This is a genomic window from Curtobacterium sp. PhB115, from assembly GCF_003752025.1.
Classification (GTDB): domain Bacteria; phylum Actinomycetota; class Actinomycetes; order Actinomycetales; family Microbacteriaceae; genus Curtobacterium.
The window spans coordinates 943,921-959,287 of sequence record NZ_RJKR01000005.1 but is presented as its reverse complement, the minus strand read 5'-3'; the positions used below and the strand labels follow the sequence as shown (position 1 = coordinate 959,287).

Below are 15,367 nucleotides of genomic sequence, written 5' to 3'. Positions count from 1 at the left end.
TCACCGTGCTGTCCTGACGCTGAGGCCCTTGTCCTTGAACGACTGGACGATCTCGCGCTGCGCGAGCTCGACCGCGTCGGAGAGCTTGAGCCCTGAGGTGAGCTTCCGGCGGAACTGGTTCTGCAGACTCGTGAAGGCCGACTGGGTCACCGGCGACCAGGACCAGTCGACGTTCTGCTCCTTCGAGGCCGGCACGAAGACGTCCTCGTTGTAGTTCTGTCCCGAGAACCACTTCGACGGCTGCTCGCGCTGCTTGCCGATGTAGTCGACCGCGGGGGACCAGCCGATGCCGCAGTACTTGATCATCGCGTCGATGCCCTCCTTCGAGGTCGTCATCCACGTGATGAACTCGAGCGCCTCCTTCGGGTGCTTCGCGTTCGCCAGCACCGCGGCCGTCGAACCGCCGATCGCGCTCGAGCCGAAGCCGTCGGAGCCCCACTTCTGCATGGGGGCGACCTTCCACTTGCCCTCGCCGCCCTGCACGGACTCGATCAGGGCGTCACCCCAGCTCGCACTCGTGACGGCGGCGATCTTGCCGCTCGCCGCAGAGGCGTACCAGCCGGGGGAGTAGGCGCCGGCGGAGGTGTCCACCAGCTTGTCGTCGATCACCCCGTCGAAGAAGTCGGCGACCATGAGCGTCTTGTCGTCCGTCAGGTCGACCACCCACTCGTCACCGTCGACCTTGAACCAGCGGGCACCGGCCTGCTGCGCGTACGCGGCGAACGGCGACGCGTCGGAGACCGGGAAGACCTCGAGGTAGTTCTGCTTGCCGGTCTTCCGGACCTTCTCGGCCAGGTCACGCCACTCGTCCCACGTCGCCGGGGGTTCGCCGCCGGCCTGTTCGAGCAGGGCGGTCTGGTAGTAGAAGCCCATCGGGCCGGTGTCCTGGGGGATGCCGTAGACGCCGTCCACGAACGACACCTGCGCCCACGCCGCCTCGTCGTACTTCGACTCGTAGTCCTTCGCGCCGTAGCGGGCGAGGTCGACCAGCCCGTTCGCGAGCATGAACTCGGGGATCTGGCGGAGCTCGACCTGGCCGATGTCCGGGCCGCCGCCGGCCGCGAGCGCGGAGTACATCTTCTGGTACCCGCCACTGTTGCCGCCGGGGATCCAGTTCGCCGAGACCTGGATGTCCGGGTGCGTCTCGTTCCAGACGTCGCAGACCTTCTGGAGGTCCTTCAGCCAGGCCCAGTACGTCAGCTGGACGGTCTCACCAGACGCGGCGGCCGGCACGAGGGCAGCTTTGTTCACGTTCGTGGAACCGGGGACCGCGCAGCCGGCGAGCAGCCCTGCCGCTGCCGTGCCGATGCCGAATCCCAGCAGTTGGCGTCTGGAGATGGGTCGTGGTCGTGGCGTCATTGCCGCACTCCGGTTCGTCGTCGATCGGGGTCGAGATCAGCCAACCACAGAACCGAGCGTCGCTGTGGTTTCGTGACTGGGTGTTCGCTCCTGACTGTGGACGCCCGACGGCCACGGGGTGAAGGGTGGTCGCACGTGAGAGCGCCGGGGCTCATCCGCTCCGGCAACCGTCCGAGAGGAGCTGCCATGACGTCGACCAACGCGACGAGCGAACTGCACCGGATCCTGGGGGAACGACTCGAGGGCGGAGGGACGTGGGCCTGGGCCTACGCCGACGTCTCCGGCAACGTGGAGGATCCGCGGCGCCAGGCGGCGCTCAAGCTCCGTGCTGTAGAGGAATCGCTGCGAGCGCAGGGGGCCACCGACGACGTCGTCGACCTCGTCGCCGCAGAGTTCGAACAGGAGCCCGGCGTCCCGTCGCCCGTGACCCGGTACGTGCTCGTGCACGACGACACCGTCGTGCTGAGCGAGGTCCTGCCCGGCCAGTTGCACGGCCCCGAGTCGGTCGGCGTCGGAGCCGTCCCGGACCTCGTGCCGCTCGTGGCGCACCGCCCGGTCGACCTGCCCTTCCTGGTCGTGCACGCCGGCAAGGAGGGCGGGGCCTTCCGCGCCTACCGTCTCGGGCACGCACCCGTCGCCGCCGAGGCCTCCGAGCAACAGGTGCAGGGGCGCAACGACACGCTGCACTACGCAAAGGCCGGCACCGGCTGGAAGCAGCCGCACTGGCAGCAGCACACCGAGGAGATCTGGAAGCAGAACTCCTCGGAGACCGCGTCGGCCGTCGACGAGACCGTGCGCTCACTCCGCCCCGGGCTCGTCGTGGTCGCCGGCGACGTCACGGCCCGCGAACTCCTGGTGAAGGCGTTCTCGGCCGAGACCCGCGCGCTCGTGTCGGTGTTCCCGGGCGACCCCCGCGCCGACGCCGGATCGAAGCAGGCGTTCGTCGAGCACGTCGAGACCGCCCTCGCGCGGGTCGTCGCCACCCGTCGGCACGACCTCGAGGACCTGCTCCGCACCCACATCGGCCGCGGGGACAACCAGGTCGTGACGGGGATCGGGTCCGTCGTCGAGGCACTGCAGCAGGCCCAGGGTGCAACGGTCGCCCTCGACGCGGTGGCGATCGGGGACCGGACGTTGTTCGCACTCGCGGGAGCACCGTGGGTGGCGACGGCGCCGGAGCAGGCGTCCGGCGTCCCCGTCATCGGAGCGGTGCCGGCGGTGTGCGCGCTCGTCCGGGCCGCGGTGCTGACCGATGCCGAGCTCGTGCTGGTGAACGCGGCGTCGTTGCCCGGCGGCGCTGCCGCGGCGGCACTCCTGCGCTGGCCGGTCGGGCCTGCCGTCCCGGCCTGAGTCAGGGGGGACGCGGGCGACGTGCCGAGAACCGTGCTTCGTGAGCAGGAACGGTCGGGTCCGGTCAGGGGAGTCGACCATTCCTGCTCACGAAGTGCTCGGCGCGCGTCCGTCAGTCGTGTGAACGATCGGTGCGCGGGACCAGCGGGAGCGCCAGGAGCGGCAGCACCGCGACGATGCCGAACGACGCCGCGAACCCGAGGGCGGTGACCAGGGCGCCGATCCCCGGCCCGACGGCGCTCGCCGCGATGAACTGCCCGGTGTTCTGGGTACCGAGTGCTCGTCCTGACCAGAACGGGCCGGCGGCCTCGGCCACCGACGTGTAGGCGAGTCCGTTGTCGGCGACCGTGACGCTCGTCGCGATGACGAGGAACACCGCGGCGGCGGCCAGGTGTGTCAGGTCGACGAGTGCGAGAGCGCCCATCACCACAGCGGCGCTCACGACGACGATCCGCAGGGGCCCGACCCGTGAGCCCGCTCGGTCACTCCACACCCCGACGAGGATGCGTCCGATCGCCCCGACGAACTGGGATGCCCCGACGAGCAGTCCGGCAGCGGGGGTCGACCAGCCGAGTCCGACGAGCCAGACGAGTCCGTAGGTCGACAACGTGAACTGCGGGACGACGAGCAGGATCGACACCGCGTGGATGCGCCAGAGGAACCCGCTCGTCCGGTACGGGTTCGCGGTCGTCTCGGAGGGGGCGGTGTGCCGTGCCGGACGCGGCGGGTTCTGGATGCCGACGGCACAGAGCACCGCGAGGACCGCGCAGAGCACGACGGGCAGGACGAGGGCCGCGCGGATGCCGGACGACTCGGCGAGCTGCGGCACCGTGACCGCCGCGAGCGTGACCCCGAGTGGCTGCGACATCTGCCGGATCCCCATCGCGAGACCCCGGCGCTCCTTCGGGAACCACCCGACGACCACCCGGCCGCTCGCGGCGTTCGTGGACGCACTCGTCATGCCGCCGGCCAGGAACGCGAGGCCGAGCAGCACCGGGTCCCCGGCCGCGACCCAGGCGCCGACCACCGCGAGGGTGGTGAGCACGAGTCCGCCCGCGATGACGATCCGTTCACCGAACCGGTCCGTGATCGCACCCCAGGCGATGAGGGTCAGCACCATGCCGAAGGTCGGCGCCGCCGCGAGGACCCCCGCCACCGTGAGCGACGTGCCGTTGGCGTGCAGGTACGGGATGAGGAGTGCCGGGGCCGTCACCACGAGGGTCCCGGCGGCCTGCGCGGCGACGCCGAGCGCGAGCATCGTCCACGCTCGAGGGCCGATCGTGGTGGGCTTCGGAGGTGCGGCGGTCGCGCTCATGGAGGTTCGTTTCAGGACGGAACGGATTGGTATACCAAAACGGTATACCATTTCCGCACCGGCGCTACTAAGATCGTGGGCCGTGACCGACACGACCGATGCAACCCCGGTGTCGCAGACGGCCCAGCTCTACGACAACCTCCGTGCGGCGATCCTGACGCTCGACATCGCGCCGGGGGAGCGCATCTCCGAGCGCGGTCTCGAGGCGCGGTTCCACGCCTCGAGGACCCCCGTCCGCGCGGCACTGTCGCGGCTCGAGCGCGAAGGGCTCATCCTGCACGAGGGCCGCTCGTGGACGGTCACCCCGATCGACCTGGACGAGATCGCGTCGCTCGCCGAGCTCCGCGGTGTCCTCGAGCCCGCGGCCGCCCGGCTCGCCGTCGAGCGCGCGAGCACGGAACAGCTCGCCGAGGTCCGTGGCCACCTCGACACCCTCCGTCCGACGCCCGACCAGCAGGCCGGCATCCGGATGGGTTCGACGTTCCACCTCGACCTCGCCGCACTCGGCGGCAACCGGTTCATCACCGACGCGATCGCCGACGCACTGACGCGCCTCGAACGCACACGGTGGATCGAGGTGCGCACGCCCGAGGCTCGCGACGCCGCCTGGGAGGAGCACAGCGCCATCATCGACGCCGTGCGGGACGGCGACGCGGACCGCGCAGCGGAACTCGTCGCGGCGCACGTCGCCGGCACGAACGACCGCCTGCTCAGCTGGATCGCCCAGGAGCGCCGCCGTCTGCGAGGCGCGGGCATGACGATCGTCGGCACCACCGAACGCTGACGCGACCACCTGCGTCGCGGTCGCGGAACGGACGAGCCGACCCGTGCCTCCAGGCCGGATCCGGAACCGCCCGCCCGCACCCGCCCGCTAGGGGCGGTCCGCGCGTTCCTCCGCCGCGTCGAGCTGGTCGAAGACCGAAGCGGAGCCACCATCGGTGTGCTCGAGGAGCGCGTCGCGCACCTCGGCCTGGTCGTGGCTCGCGCGGTTCGCCAGCTTGCTCCCGGATCGTGTCGCCTGTGACATGTCGGTGTCCTTCCCCTGCGTGTGGGCATCGTGGTTGCACGGGCACCCGGCCCGTCGGTGCGCTTCCTCACGGGACGTACTGAGGTCGCAACAGTGTGGCGCGGCCGGTCTCCGCGCCGCAAGGGGTCTCGGGGACCTGTGGGGAAGTCCGGTGCGGACGGCATGCCTAGGATGGTCCGGCCGAGCGGTCGACGCACGGACACCACGGACGTCGGAGGGGAGGCACGGCTTGGCTGAGCAGCGTGCCGCACCTCCCACGGTCTACGACGTGGCCTCTGCCGCTGGGGTCTCGATCGCCACGGTCTCGCGCGTGCTGCGCACGCCCGACGCCGTCCGCGAGGGCACCAGGGACCGTGTCCAGACGGCGATCCGGAGCCTCGGCTACGTCCCCTCCGGCAATGCCCGGGCCCTCGCCGGCAAGCGCACCGGCGTCGTCGGACTGCTGCTGCCCGGCTTCGACGTGGTGCCCGACGAGCGGCCGGACCTCGTCACCGACGGCGGCGTCCGAGTGGTCGACGACCGGCGGCACGTGACCCAGCCGTTCTCCTCGAACCTGTACTTCGACGAGGTCCTGCGCGGCGCCGAGACCGAGGCGTGGCAGCGCGGCCTCGCACTCATGGTCGCCGCTGGACGCGGCTCGTCGCGCGACGTCATCGTGAACGACGTCGCCGGTCGCGTCGACGGCCTCGCCGTGCTGGCTCAGACCGTGCCAGACGAGCTGCTCGAGCACGTCGCCAGACGGATCCCGGTCGTCGTGCTCGCGGACGACCGGCGCTCGCACGGCTTCGACTCGGTCAGTGTCGACAACGCCGCGGGCATGCGGACCGTCGTGTCGCACGTCATCGGGCGCCTGGGTATCCGGTCGCTCGCGTACGTCGCCGGGCCGATCGACTCCCCGGACGACATCGAGCGGTCGACGGGGTTCCGCGCCGCGCTGGCCGACCACGGGGTGCCGGCGTCGGCGGTCCGTGTCGTGCACGGCGACTTCGGGCGGGTGCGTGCGCGGGAGCTCGCGACGTCGTTGCTCGCCGGTGACGTGCCACGGGCCATCGTCTGCTCGAACGACCAGTCGGCGCTCGGTGTGCTCGACGCCGCTGCCGCCCGGGGGCTGCGCGTGCCGGAGGACGTCGTCGTCACCGGGTTCGACGGCATCGACGCCGGGCGGTTCTCGTCGCCGCGGCTCACCACGGTGCACCAGCCGATGGGGGAGCTCGGGCGGGCTGCCGTGCGGGCGATCGTCGACCGGCTCGACCACCGGGAGGGGCCGCCGCGCGCCGTGCGGCTGCCCGTCGAGGTGCTGTTGCGGGAGAGTTGCCCGCCGGTGTTGTGAGGGGCGTGTGCGTGCGGGCGCGTGTGCGGGCGGGCGCGGGCTGGTCGCTCGTGCGGGGGCGTGCCGTGGCTCGCGCCGTAGCCGCAGTGTGCGAGGTTCCGCGCAGTGTGCGGGCCGCGCGGCGTCGCACCGTGTTCGAAACCTCGCACCGTGCGAGCCGTGCGCCCCCTCCGTCCCGAGCCCGGCGTTGCCCTCGCACCGTGCGAGGCTCGACGGGCGTCGGCCGCAGTGTGCGAGGTTCCGCGCAGTGTGCGGGCCGCGCGGCGTCGCACCGTGTTCGGAACCTCGCACCGTGCGAGCCGTGCACCGTCTCTGTCCCGAGCCCGGCGCCGCCCTCGCACCGTGCGAGCCACCCGCCGCGCCCATCCGCCCACCCGCCGCGCCCATCCGCCCACCCGCCGCGACCATCCGCCCACCCGCCGCGCTCCCACCCACCCCCACCCACACGTGACACCCCGGCAAACAACACCGGCACGCACCGCCCGCGCCTCCGACCCGCTCGACCCCGGTTGCGCACCGCGATGTAAGCGCATACATTGAGCAGGTACCGAATCGACACGGAGGTCGACCGAGCAATGACGCTTCCCCCACAGCGCACGCGCGGCAAGCGCGACCCCGGGACCCGCGCTCCCGGAACGCGCCCCGGCAGCACCCGACGCCGCGGACGTCTCGTCGCGGCCATCGCCGGACTCGCCGCAGTGGCCCTCATGGCCACCGGCTGCAGCATCCAGGTCCGTTCCCAACCGGACCCGAGCATCGGCAAGGACACGATGCTCATCAACGCGGACCACGGCAACCCGCTGTTCGACCGCAACTTCAACCCGTACATCGCGAACGCCCGCACGGCCTCCAAGTGGATGTACGAGCCCCTCATCGAGGTGAACCCCCTCGACGGCAAGGGCACCCCGTGGCTCGCCAGTGACTGGAGCCAGCCGGACGCCAGCACGATCGACATGACGATCCGCTCCGGCGTGGAGTGGTCGAACGGTGACGCGTTCAGCGCGAAGGACGTCGTCTTCACGTTCGACCTGCTGAAGAAGTTCCCGGCGATGGACGTCAAGGGCGCCTGGCAGCACATCAAGAGCATCGAGCAGGACGGCGACCACGTCGTCTTCCACCTCAAGTCCGATGACGTCCCGAGCCTGAACATCATCGGCGCGACGTACATCCTCGGCGAGCAGCACTGGGGCGGGGTGAAGGACCCGACCACGTGGCGGGACCCGAACCCGGTCGGCACCGGTCCGTTCGTGCTCGGCAACTACACCGACCAGCAGTACTCGATGGACAAGAACCCGACGTACTGGCAGGCCGACAAGATCGCCATCAAGCACCTCATCCTGCCGGCGACGAACACGCAGCTCGACACCGTCACCCGCGGCTACGACTGGGCGTACTCGTTCATCTCCGACGTGAAGGGCACCTGGGGTGCCGCGTCGAAGTCGAACCAGTGGTGGTTCCCGGCCGGCGGTGTGATCGGGCTGATCCCGAACCTGACGAAGGCGCCGTACAACGACGTCAACGTCCGCAAGGGCATCTCGTACGCGCTGAACCGTGACGACATCGCCGAGACGGCATCCGAGGGCAACCTGGCGGCGGCGGGCCAGACCGGCCTGATCCTGCCGAACCAGGAGAAGTACCTCAACCCGGACATCCCCGACCAGGGCATGATCACGCAGGACGAGAAGCGCTCGCTGGCCGAGTTCGCGAAGTCCGGCTACACGCAGCAGGGCGGCAAGCTCGTCAAGGACGGCAAGCAGCTCGAGATCAACATCATGACCGCGAACGGCTACTCGGACTGGCTCCGCGCCGCGCAGGAGGTCCGTCGCAACCTGACGGCCATCGGCGTCAAGGTGACGATCCAGGCACCGCAGCCCGCCGGGTACCAGTCGAACATCAACAACGGCACGTTCGACATGGCGATGGGCGGCATGGGCAACGGTGACGTCTACCAGGCGTTCAACTCGCTGCTCAGCACCGACTTCTACCAGCCGGTCGGCAAGTCGACGGTGAACAACTACGAGCGGTACAAGAACGCCGACACGCAGAAGCTCCTCGACGAGTACAAGGCGACGACGGACACCGCGAAGCAGCAGGAGATCCTGAACCAGCTGCAGGAGATCGTCTACGACGACCTGCCCGTGATCGGCATGTACTACGGCGGCCTCTGGGGGCTGTTCAACACCTCCAAGTTCGTCGGCTGGCCGAGTGCGGACGACCCGTACATGGCCCCGCAGAACTACGACTCGGCACCGCTGCTGATCTTCTCGAAGCTGCGACTGCGTGACAGCGCCGCCGGACAGGAGATCCTGCAGGACGAAAAGGCGGACAAGAAGTGAAGTACATCCTCCAGAAACTCGTCCTCTTCGTCCTGACCCTCTGGGCCGCGGTCACGCTGAACTTCGTGCTCCCACGCCTCATGCCGGGCAGCCCGACCGATGCGGCACTGGCGAAGCTCAGCCAGAACGGCCCGGTCACCGAGGCGACGAAGAAGGCCATCGAGGCCCAGCTCGGCGTCCCGACCGGCAACCTCTGGGACCAGTACGTCAGCTACCTGCACCAGGTCATCACCCTCGACTTCGGCACGAGCTACACGTTCTACCCGCAGCCCGTCGGTGACCTCGTGTCGAAGGCCCTGCCGTACACGCTGATCCTCGTCGGTGTCGTGACCATCCTGGCGTTCGTCCTCGGCACCCTGATCGGTGTCGCGGCGGCGTGGAAGCGTGGCACCTGGCTGGACTCGCTCCCGACGTTGTCGGGCTCGTTCATGTCGACGTTCCCGTACTTCTGGACCGCCCTCCTGCTGCTGTTCTTCCTCGGCTACGTCCTGCACTGGTTCCCGACCACGGGTGCCTACTCGGCGACGACGACGCCCGGCCTGAACGGCGCGTTCGTCGGAGACGCCCTGCAGCACGCGGTCCTGCCGGCGGTCACGATCCTCGTGACGAGCCTCGGTGGCTGGATCATCGGCATGCGCAACGCGATGATCAACACGCTCGGCGACGACTACGTGACCTTCGCCGAGGCGAACGGTCTGCGCGGCCGCACCGTGGCCGTCCGGTACGCGGCGCGGAACGCGATCCTGCCGAACCTGACCGGCTTCGGTCTGGCGCTCGGTGGCGTGGTCGGCGGTTCCGTCCTGGTCGAGCAGGTGTTCGGCTACCCGGGCATCGGCTACCTGCTGTTCAACGCCGTCATCGGGCAGGACTACCCGCTCATGCAGGCCCTCTTCCTGATGATCACCGTGTCGGTGCTCATCGCCAACTTCATCGTGGACGTCATGTACGGCGTCCTGGACCCGAGGACGCGCCGATGACCAACAACGCCACTGTCGCTGTCCGGACCCAGGACACCGACGAACAACAGGCTCCTTCCAAGTGGAAGAGCATCGCCCGCCAGTTCGGCGTCGTCTGGTCGAACTCGAAGGCCCGGATCGGCATCATCATCCTCGCGGTGTTCGTGCTGGTCGCGATCTTCGCGCCGCTCCTGGCCCCGTACGGCGCCAGCCAGAACGGCTTCGCCCGCTCCGCCGACGCGACCGCCGACCACTGGATGGGCACCACCGCCGCCGGCGAGGACGTCCTCTCCCAGATCATCTACGGTGCGCGGATCTCCGTGATGGTCGGCGCGGTCGCGGGCATCCTGTCCACGCTCGTCGCCGTGGCGATCGGCCTCAGCTGGGGCTACGTCCGCGGCTGGATCGGCGAGGTCATCGGCTTCATCGTGAACTTGTTCCTGGTCATCCCGGGTCTGCCCCTGATGATCGTCATCGCGGCGTACCTGCAGAACGGCGGCATCGCGGTCATCATCGCGGTGATCGTCGTCACCGGTTGGGCATGGGGCGCTCGCGTCCTGCGCAGCCAGACCCAGTCGCTCCGTGGTCGCGACTTCGTGACGGCCGCGCAGTTCTCCGGTGACGGTGCGACCCGCATCGTGTTCCGCGAGATCCTGCCGAACATGACGTCGCTCATCGTCGGCTCGTTCTTCGGTGCGGCCACGAGCGCGATCCTCGCCGAGGCGGGCCTGGAGTTCCTCGGGCTCGGCGACTCGTCGATCGTCAGCTGGGGAACGATCCTCTACTGGGCGCAGAACTCGAACGCGCTGCTCACCGGCCAGTGGATCCTGCTGTTCGCGCCGGGTCTCTGCATCGCGTTGCTCGCGATGAGCCTCACCCTGATCAACTTCGGCGTCGACGCCGTCTCCAACCCGCGGCTGCGCGAGGGCGCGCGTCGTCCCAAGGGAGCCAAGAATGCCTGAATCCACCCTGGAGGCCCGTCCCGGGTCCGCCCCGCAGGCTGCGGACGTCCTGCTCGACGTCCGAGACCTGTCGGTCGTCTACGAGTCGGCCGGCCAGGAAGCGGTCCAAGCGGTCGACCACGTGTCGTTCCAGCTCAAGAAGGGCGAGTTCGTCGGCCTGGTCGGCGAGTCCGGCTCCGGCAAGTCGACGCTCGGCTACGCGCTGACGCGCCTGCAGAAGCCCCCGGCACGCACGAACGGCGGCAACATCGTCTTCGGCGGCCACGACATCCGGGACCTCGGTGACGAGGAACTGCGTCAGCAGCGCCAGGGCGGCTTCGCGATGGTCCTGCAGTCCGGCATGAACGCGCTGAACCCGGTGCGCACCATCCGGAACCACTTCATCGACATCTTCAAGGCGCACGGCCACGTGTCGCGCGACCGTTGGGACGCCCGGATGAAGGAGCTCATCGAGAAGGTGAAGTTGCCGACGACGATGCTCGCCCGCTTCCCGGGGGAGCTGTCCGGCGGCATGCGCCAGCGCGTCTCGATCGCGTTGGCCCTGTCGCTCGAGCCGCAGCTCATGGTGTTCGACGAGCCGACGACGGCGCTCGACGTGCTCGTGCAGCACGCCGTGATGGACACGATCATCGAGCTGCAGCAGTCCGAGGGCTTCACCGCGATCCTGATCAGCCACGACCTCGGCATCGTCCTCGAGGCCACCGAGCGCGTGCTCGTCATGCACGAGGGCCGCATCGTCGAGGACGGCGGCTCGAAGCAGCTCCTGCGCGACCCGCAGGACGACTACACGAAGATGCTGCTGTCGCACTACGCCGACCCGCGTGCCGAGGTCGTGTCCCTGCCCGGGTTCCCGGACCGGTCGCAGCGTGCGACGTCGGGCGAGAAGCGCCAGGAGGCCACGTCGTCGTTCAGCACCGTCGGGTCGCGCGAGCGCTCGGCGGCGAAGAACCCGATCGTGGTCTCGAACATCGTGAAGACCTACCCGGCTCCGCGCCGTGGCGAGCAGCCGGTGCAGGCGGTGCGCGACGTGTCGTTCACCCTCGAGCCGGGGCAGTCGCTCGCCCTGGTCGGCCAGTCCGGTTCGGGCAAGTCGACCATCGCGAAGCTGCTCACCGGCGTCGAGAAGCCGACCACCGGTACCGTCCGGTTCGGCGACCTCGACGTCGCACGCCTGGGCAAGCGAGGCCTCCGTGACCTCCGGTCCGAGGTGCAGATGGTCTTCCAGGACCCGTACGCCGCCCTCAACCCGTTGCACACGGTCGAGTACACGCTGTCCCGTCCGATCGCGAACTACACGGGGCTGACGGGTCGCGACGCCCGCAAGCGCGTGCTCGAGCTGCTCGACACCGTGGGCCTGACCCCCGTCGAGCAGTTCGCGCAGAAGCTCCCGCACCAGCTCTCCGGCGGGCAGCGGCAGCGCGTCGTGATCGCCCGGGCGCTCGCGTCCGACCCGCAGGTGATCATCGCCGACGAGCCGGTCTCGATGCTCGACGTGACGCTCCGCGCCGGCGTGCTGGCCCTGCTCGAGGACCTGCGCGAGCAGTGGGGCGTCTCGCTCCTCTACATCACGCACGACCTGCTGAGCGCGCGGCTCATCACCGACGACATCATGGTGCTCCACGAGGGCGCCGTGGTCGAGCGCGGTCACACGGCCGAGGTGCTGCAGAACCCGCAGGACCCTTACACGATCGCGCTGCTCGACGCCGTCCCGAACCCGCGGCGGGCCCTGGCGGAGGGTCGACTGTGACGACGCTGCACGACTTCCCGTCCGTCCCGGCGTTCGGCCACCTGCCGACCCCGGACGGGGTGGACGTGGTCGGCGTCGACCTGCCGATCGGTCGCCTCACCGCGTACCGGATCGTGCCGGACGGCCCGTCGAAGGGCACCGTCCTCATCGTCCCCGGGTACACCGGCTCCAAGGAGGACTGGCGGACCTTCCTGCCGGTCCTCCGGGATGCCGGGTGGACGGCCGTCGCGATCAGCCGGCGCGGGCAGGCCGACTCGGCGGCACCGACCGAGCCGCGGGACTACTCGCTCGACGAAGAAGCGGCCGACGTGGTCCGCGTCGCGCGGCTGCTCGACGACGGGGCCCCGGTGCACCTGATCGGGCACTCGCTCGGCGGCGTGATCGTCCGCGCCGCCGCGATCCAGGACCCCACGGCGTTCCGCGACGTCGTGCAGTTCTGCTCCGGTCCGCACGGGTGGCCGTACCGCAAGGTCGCCGAGCTGACGATCCTGCACGACACCGGCGGGAACCTCCGACAGCTCTTCGACTCGACGAACCCCCTCTGGGCGTACCGACCCGACCATGAACTCCCCGACGACGTCCGGATGGTCCGCGACCGCTTCGACGCCACGAGTCCGCTGAGCGTCGTCGCCGGCGGGCACATCCTCGAGGACCACACGGACGCCTCCGACGCCCTGCGGGCCACCGGCCTGCCGGTCCTCGTCACGCACGGTGAGTGGGACGGCGCCTGGCCGATCCCGTGGCAGCACGCGATGGCCGAGCGCACCGGTGCCGAGTACGTCGTCATCCCCGCGAGCTACCACGGCCCCCAGGTCGAGAACCCGCTCGGGACCGTCGCCGTGTTCGACGCTTTCTTGAGCCAGCACTGAAAGGACCCCATCATCACCACGCTGAACTTCCCCGACGGTTTCCTCTGGGGTGCGGCCACCGCGGCCCACCAGATCGAGGGCAACAACGTCAACAGCAACTGGTGGGTGCACGAGCACGAGCCGGACACCACCATCGTCGAGCCCTCGGGCGACGCGGCGGACAGCTACCACCGCTACCGGGACGACATCCGGATCGCGGCGGAGCTCGGGCTGAACTCCTACCGGTTCAGCATCGAGTGGGCACGCATCGAACCGGAGCGCGGCTTCGTCAGCCGTGCCGAGGTCGACCACTACCGCCGCATGGTGGAGACGTGCCACGAGTTCGGCATCGAGCCGATCGTCACGCTCATGCACTTCACCGTCCCGCGCTGGTTCGAGCGCGACGGCTTCTGGCGCGCCCCCGACGCGGCCGACCTGTTCGCGCGCTACACCGAGCTCGCGCTGCCGGTGGTGCAGGACGGTGTCCGCTACGTCTGCACGATCAACGAGCCGAACATCGCGGCGATGCTCGCCGGCGGCGAGGACGCGTCGAACCTGGTCGCCTACGGCCTGCCGAACCCGGACCTCGGCGTCGCCGATGCACTGCTCGCCAGTCACAAGCGGTCGCGCGAGGTCCTGTCCCAGGTCGACGGCGTCAAGAGCGGCTGGACGATCGCGACGCAGGCGTTCAAGTCGAACGGCGAGCCCGGTGCCGACGCCATGCTCCGCGAGTACGGGTACCCGCGCGACGACTGGTACCTCGAGAACGCGGCCGGCGACGACTTCCTCGGCGTGCAGGCGTACACCCGCACCTTCATCGGGCCGAACGGTCCGCTGCCCGTGCGCGACGACGTCGAGACGACCCTCACCGGGTGGGAGTTCTACCCGGAGGCCTCGGCCGACGGACTCCGCAGCGCGTGGGAGCTCTCCGGTGGCGTCCCGCTGATGATCACCGAGAACGGCATCGCGACCGCCGACGACACCCGTCGCGAGGCGTACACGCAGGGCGCCCTCGAGGGCATCCACCGCTGCATCGAGGACGGCATCGAGGTCCTCGGCTACCAGCACTGGTCACTCCTCGACAACTACGAGTGGGCGTCCGGTTTCCGACCGACGTTCGGTCTCGTGGCGTGGGACCCGGAGACCTTCGAGCGCACGCCGAAGGACTCGGCCCGCTGGTACGGGACGGTCGCGAAGGCGAACGCCCTCGAGACGGCCGCTCAGCCCGCTTCGTAGGCGGCGAGCAGCAGCTCCTCGGCGCGCGTCGATCCCCGCTCGCGCGCCAGGTCCAGTGCGGTCCGGCCCTCGGCATCCTCGATGCCGAGGGCCGCTCCGCGTTCCAGGAGTGCCTCGAGCACCGCGCGCCGGTCGAACCAGGCGGCGGCGTGCAGTGGCGCGAAGCCCCAGCGCGGGTCGATGCCGTCGATGTCCGCGGGGTCGGCGTCGAACCCGTCGAGCGCAAGCGAGAGCCCACCCACGTCACCGTGCGCCGCAGCGCGCACGCTGGGGGTGGCCCAGTCGACCCAGCCATCGGGGATCGGGCCGTGCCAGCCGTGCGCTGGACGGGCCTCCAGGGCGGTCCATTCTTCCTCGTCGACGCGACGGACCTCGACGGCCACGTCGCGGAAGTGGATCGCGAGCTCGCCGGTCGGTGAGAGGAGCAGGCGCAGCTCCCAGACGTCGGCGTCGACGTGGGCGAGCTCGCCGCGTGCGACCTGGACGTCACCGGCGAGCAGGTCGAGCACGTCGGTGTCGTCGGGTTCGAGCACGGCGCGGTCGAAGCGCATCGTGACCCTGGCGTGGTTCCACCGGCGCCACAGGCCGTCCGGGGTGTCCAGGACCTCGTCGTTGCGGACGACGAACGCGGCGTGGACGGTACGCACGGGCTCGGCGCCGACCCCGGCGGTGTCGTGGCGGCCGGAGTCCTCGACCCGCCATTCGCTCACCCGGGCCTCGCTCCACGTGATCGAGGCGAGCGCCGCGACGGTGGGCGGTGCATCGGTCACGAGTCGGGCGAGGTGCTCGGCGTAGCCGTCGACGTCCTCGAACGAGACGTACCCGACCGCGGGCCAACCCACTCGACTCCATCGCATGCCGCGAGCCTACCGGGCCGCTCTCCGGTGGAATGCCAGTCGTT

The 15,367-nt window shown here is 70.1% G+C and carries 13 protein-coding genes; 9 read left to right on the top strand and 4 right to left on the bottom strand.

Annotated elements, in window-relative coordinates:
- The gene (locus tag EDF19_RS04720) at window positions 1-1,359 is read right to left on the bottom strand and encodes a sugar ABC transporter substrate-binding protein (protein ID WP_123679722.1); all 1,359 of its coding nucleotides are present in this window, start codon (window positions 1,357-1,359) and stop codon (window positions 1-3) included.
- Window positions 1,360-1,545: 186 nt separating this feature from the next.
- Between EDF19_RS04720 and EDF19_RS04715 the strand changes: the two genes are divergently transcribed.
- Window positions 1,546-2,709, top strand: coding sequence for a Vms1/Ankzf1 family peptidyl-tRNA hydrolase (locus EDF19_RS04715; RefSeq protein ID WP_123679721.1), 1,164 nt, complete (start codon window positions 1,546-1,548; stop codon window positions 2,707-2,709).
- A 112-nt stretch (window positions 2,710-2,821) separates the two neighbouring features.
- Here the strand turns inward: EDF19_RS04715 and EDF19_RS04710 are convergent, their stop codons facing one another.
- Window positions 2,822-4,024, bottom strand: coding sequence for an MFS transporter (locus tag EDF19_RS04710; protein ID WP_123679720.1), 1,203 nt, complete (start codon window positions 4,022-4,024; stop codon window positions 2,822-2,824).
- Between the two features lie 82 nt (window positions 4,025-4,106).
- On the opposite strand from EDF19_RS04710, the gene EDF19_RS04705 reads away from it, so the two are divergent.
- Entirely contained in the window at window positions 4,107-4,808 is a 702-nt protein-coding gene (locus EDF19_RS04705; RefSeq protein WP_123679719.1) for a GntR family transcriptional regulator, read from the top strand.
- Between the two features lie 87 nt (window positions 4,809-4,895).
- Here EDF19_RS04705 and EDF19_RS19035 read toward each other — a convergent pair whose 3' ends face one another.
- Entirely contained in the window at window positions 4,896-5,051 is a 156-nt protein-coding gene (locus tag EDF19_RS19035; RefSeq protein WP_185022677.1) for a hypothetical protein, read from the bottom strand.
- Between the two features lie 268 nt (window positions 5,052-5,319).
- Here EDF19_RS19035 and EDF19_RS04700 point away from each other — a divergent pair, with 268 nt between their 5' ends.
- The 7 genes from EDF19_RS04700 to EDF19_RS04665 all read left to right on the top strand — a co-directional run bounded on the left by EDF19_RS04700 (window position 5,320) and on the right by EDF19_RS04665 (window position 14,466).
- Window positions 5,320-6,381, top strand: a complete 1,062-nt coding sequence (locus tag EDF19_RS04700; RefSeq protein WP_260216924.1) for a LacI family DNA-binding transcriptional regulator — start codon at window positions 5,320-5,322, stop codon at window positions 6,379-6,381.
- Window positions 6,382-6,956: 575 nt separating this feature from the next.
- The gene (locus EDF19_RS04690) at window positions 6,957-8,717 is read left to right on the top strand and encodes an ABC transporter substrate-binding protein (RefSeq protein WP_260216923.1); all 1,761 of its coding nucleotides are present in this window, start codon (window positions 6,957-6,959) and stop codon (window positions 8,715-8,717) included.
- On the top strand, window positions 8,714-9,694 hold the full coding sequence (locus EDF19_RS04685) for an ABC transporter permease (RefSeq protein ID WP_123679716.1): 981 nt from the start codon (window positions 8,714-8,716) through the stop codon (window positions 9,692-9,694). Before EDF19_RS04690 ends, EDF19_RS04685 begins: the two co-directional genes overlap by 4 nt.
- The gene (locus tag EDF19_RS04680) at window positions 9,691-10,635 is read left to right on the top strand and encodes an ABC transporter permease (RefSeq protein WP_123679715.1); all 945 of its coding nucleotides are present in this window, start codon (window positions 9,691-9,693) and stop codon (window positions 10,633-10,635) included. Before EDF19_RS04685 ends, EDF19_RS04680 begins: the two co-directional genes overlap by 4 nt.
- Window positions 10,628-12,382 (top strand): ABC transporter ATP-binding protein, encoded by a 1,755-nt coding sequence (locus EDF19_RS04675; RefSeq protein WP_123679714.1) that lies wholly within the window; start codon window positions 10,628-10,630, stop codon window positions 12,380-12,382. Before EDF19_RS04680 ends, EDF19_RS04675 begins: the two co-directional genes overlap by 8 nt.
- The gene (locus tag EDF19_RS04670; RefSeq protein ID WP_123679713.1) at window positions 12,379-13,251 is read left to right on the top strand and encodes an alpha/beta fold hydrolase; all 873 of its coding nucleotides are present in this window, start codon (window positions 12,379-12,381) and stop codon (window positions 13,249-13,251) included. Before EDF19_RS04675 ends, EDF19_RS04670 begins: the two co-directional genes overlap by 4 nt.
- Before the next feature lie 9 nt (window positions 13,252-13,260).
- On the top strand, window positions 13,261-14,466 hold the full coding sequence (locus EDF19_RS04665; protein ID WP_395859558.1) for a glycoside hydrolase family 1 protein: 1,206 nt from the start codon (window positions 13,261-13,263) through the stop codon (window positions 14,464-14,466).
- Here the strand turns inward: EDF19_RS04665 and EDF19_RS04660 are convergent.
- Window positions 14,451-15,323 carry an ankyrin repeat domain-containing protein gene (locus EDF19_RS04660; RefSeq protein ID WP_148071031.1) on the bottom strand — a complete coding sequence of 291 codons (873 nt, stop codon included), beginning with the start codon at window positions 15,321-15,323 and terminating at the stop codon, window positions 14,451-14,453. The two genes, EDF19_RS04665 and EDF19_RS04660, sit on opposite strands and share 16 nt — an antisense overlap.
- Between the last annotated feature and the right edge of the window lie 44 nt (window positions 15,324-15,367).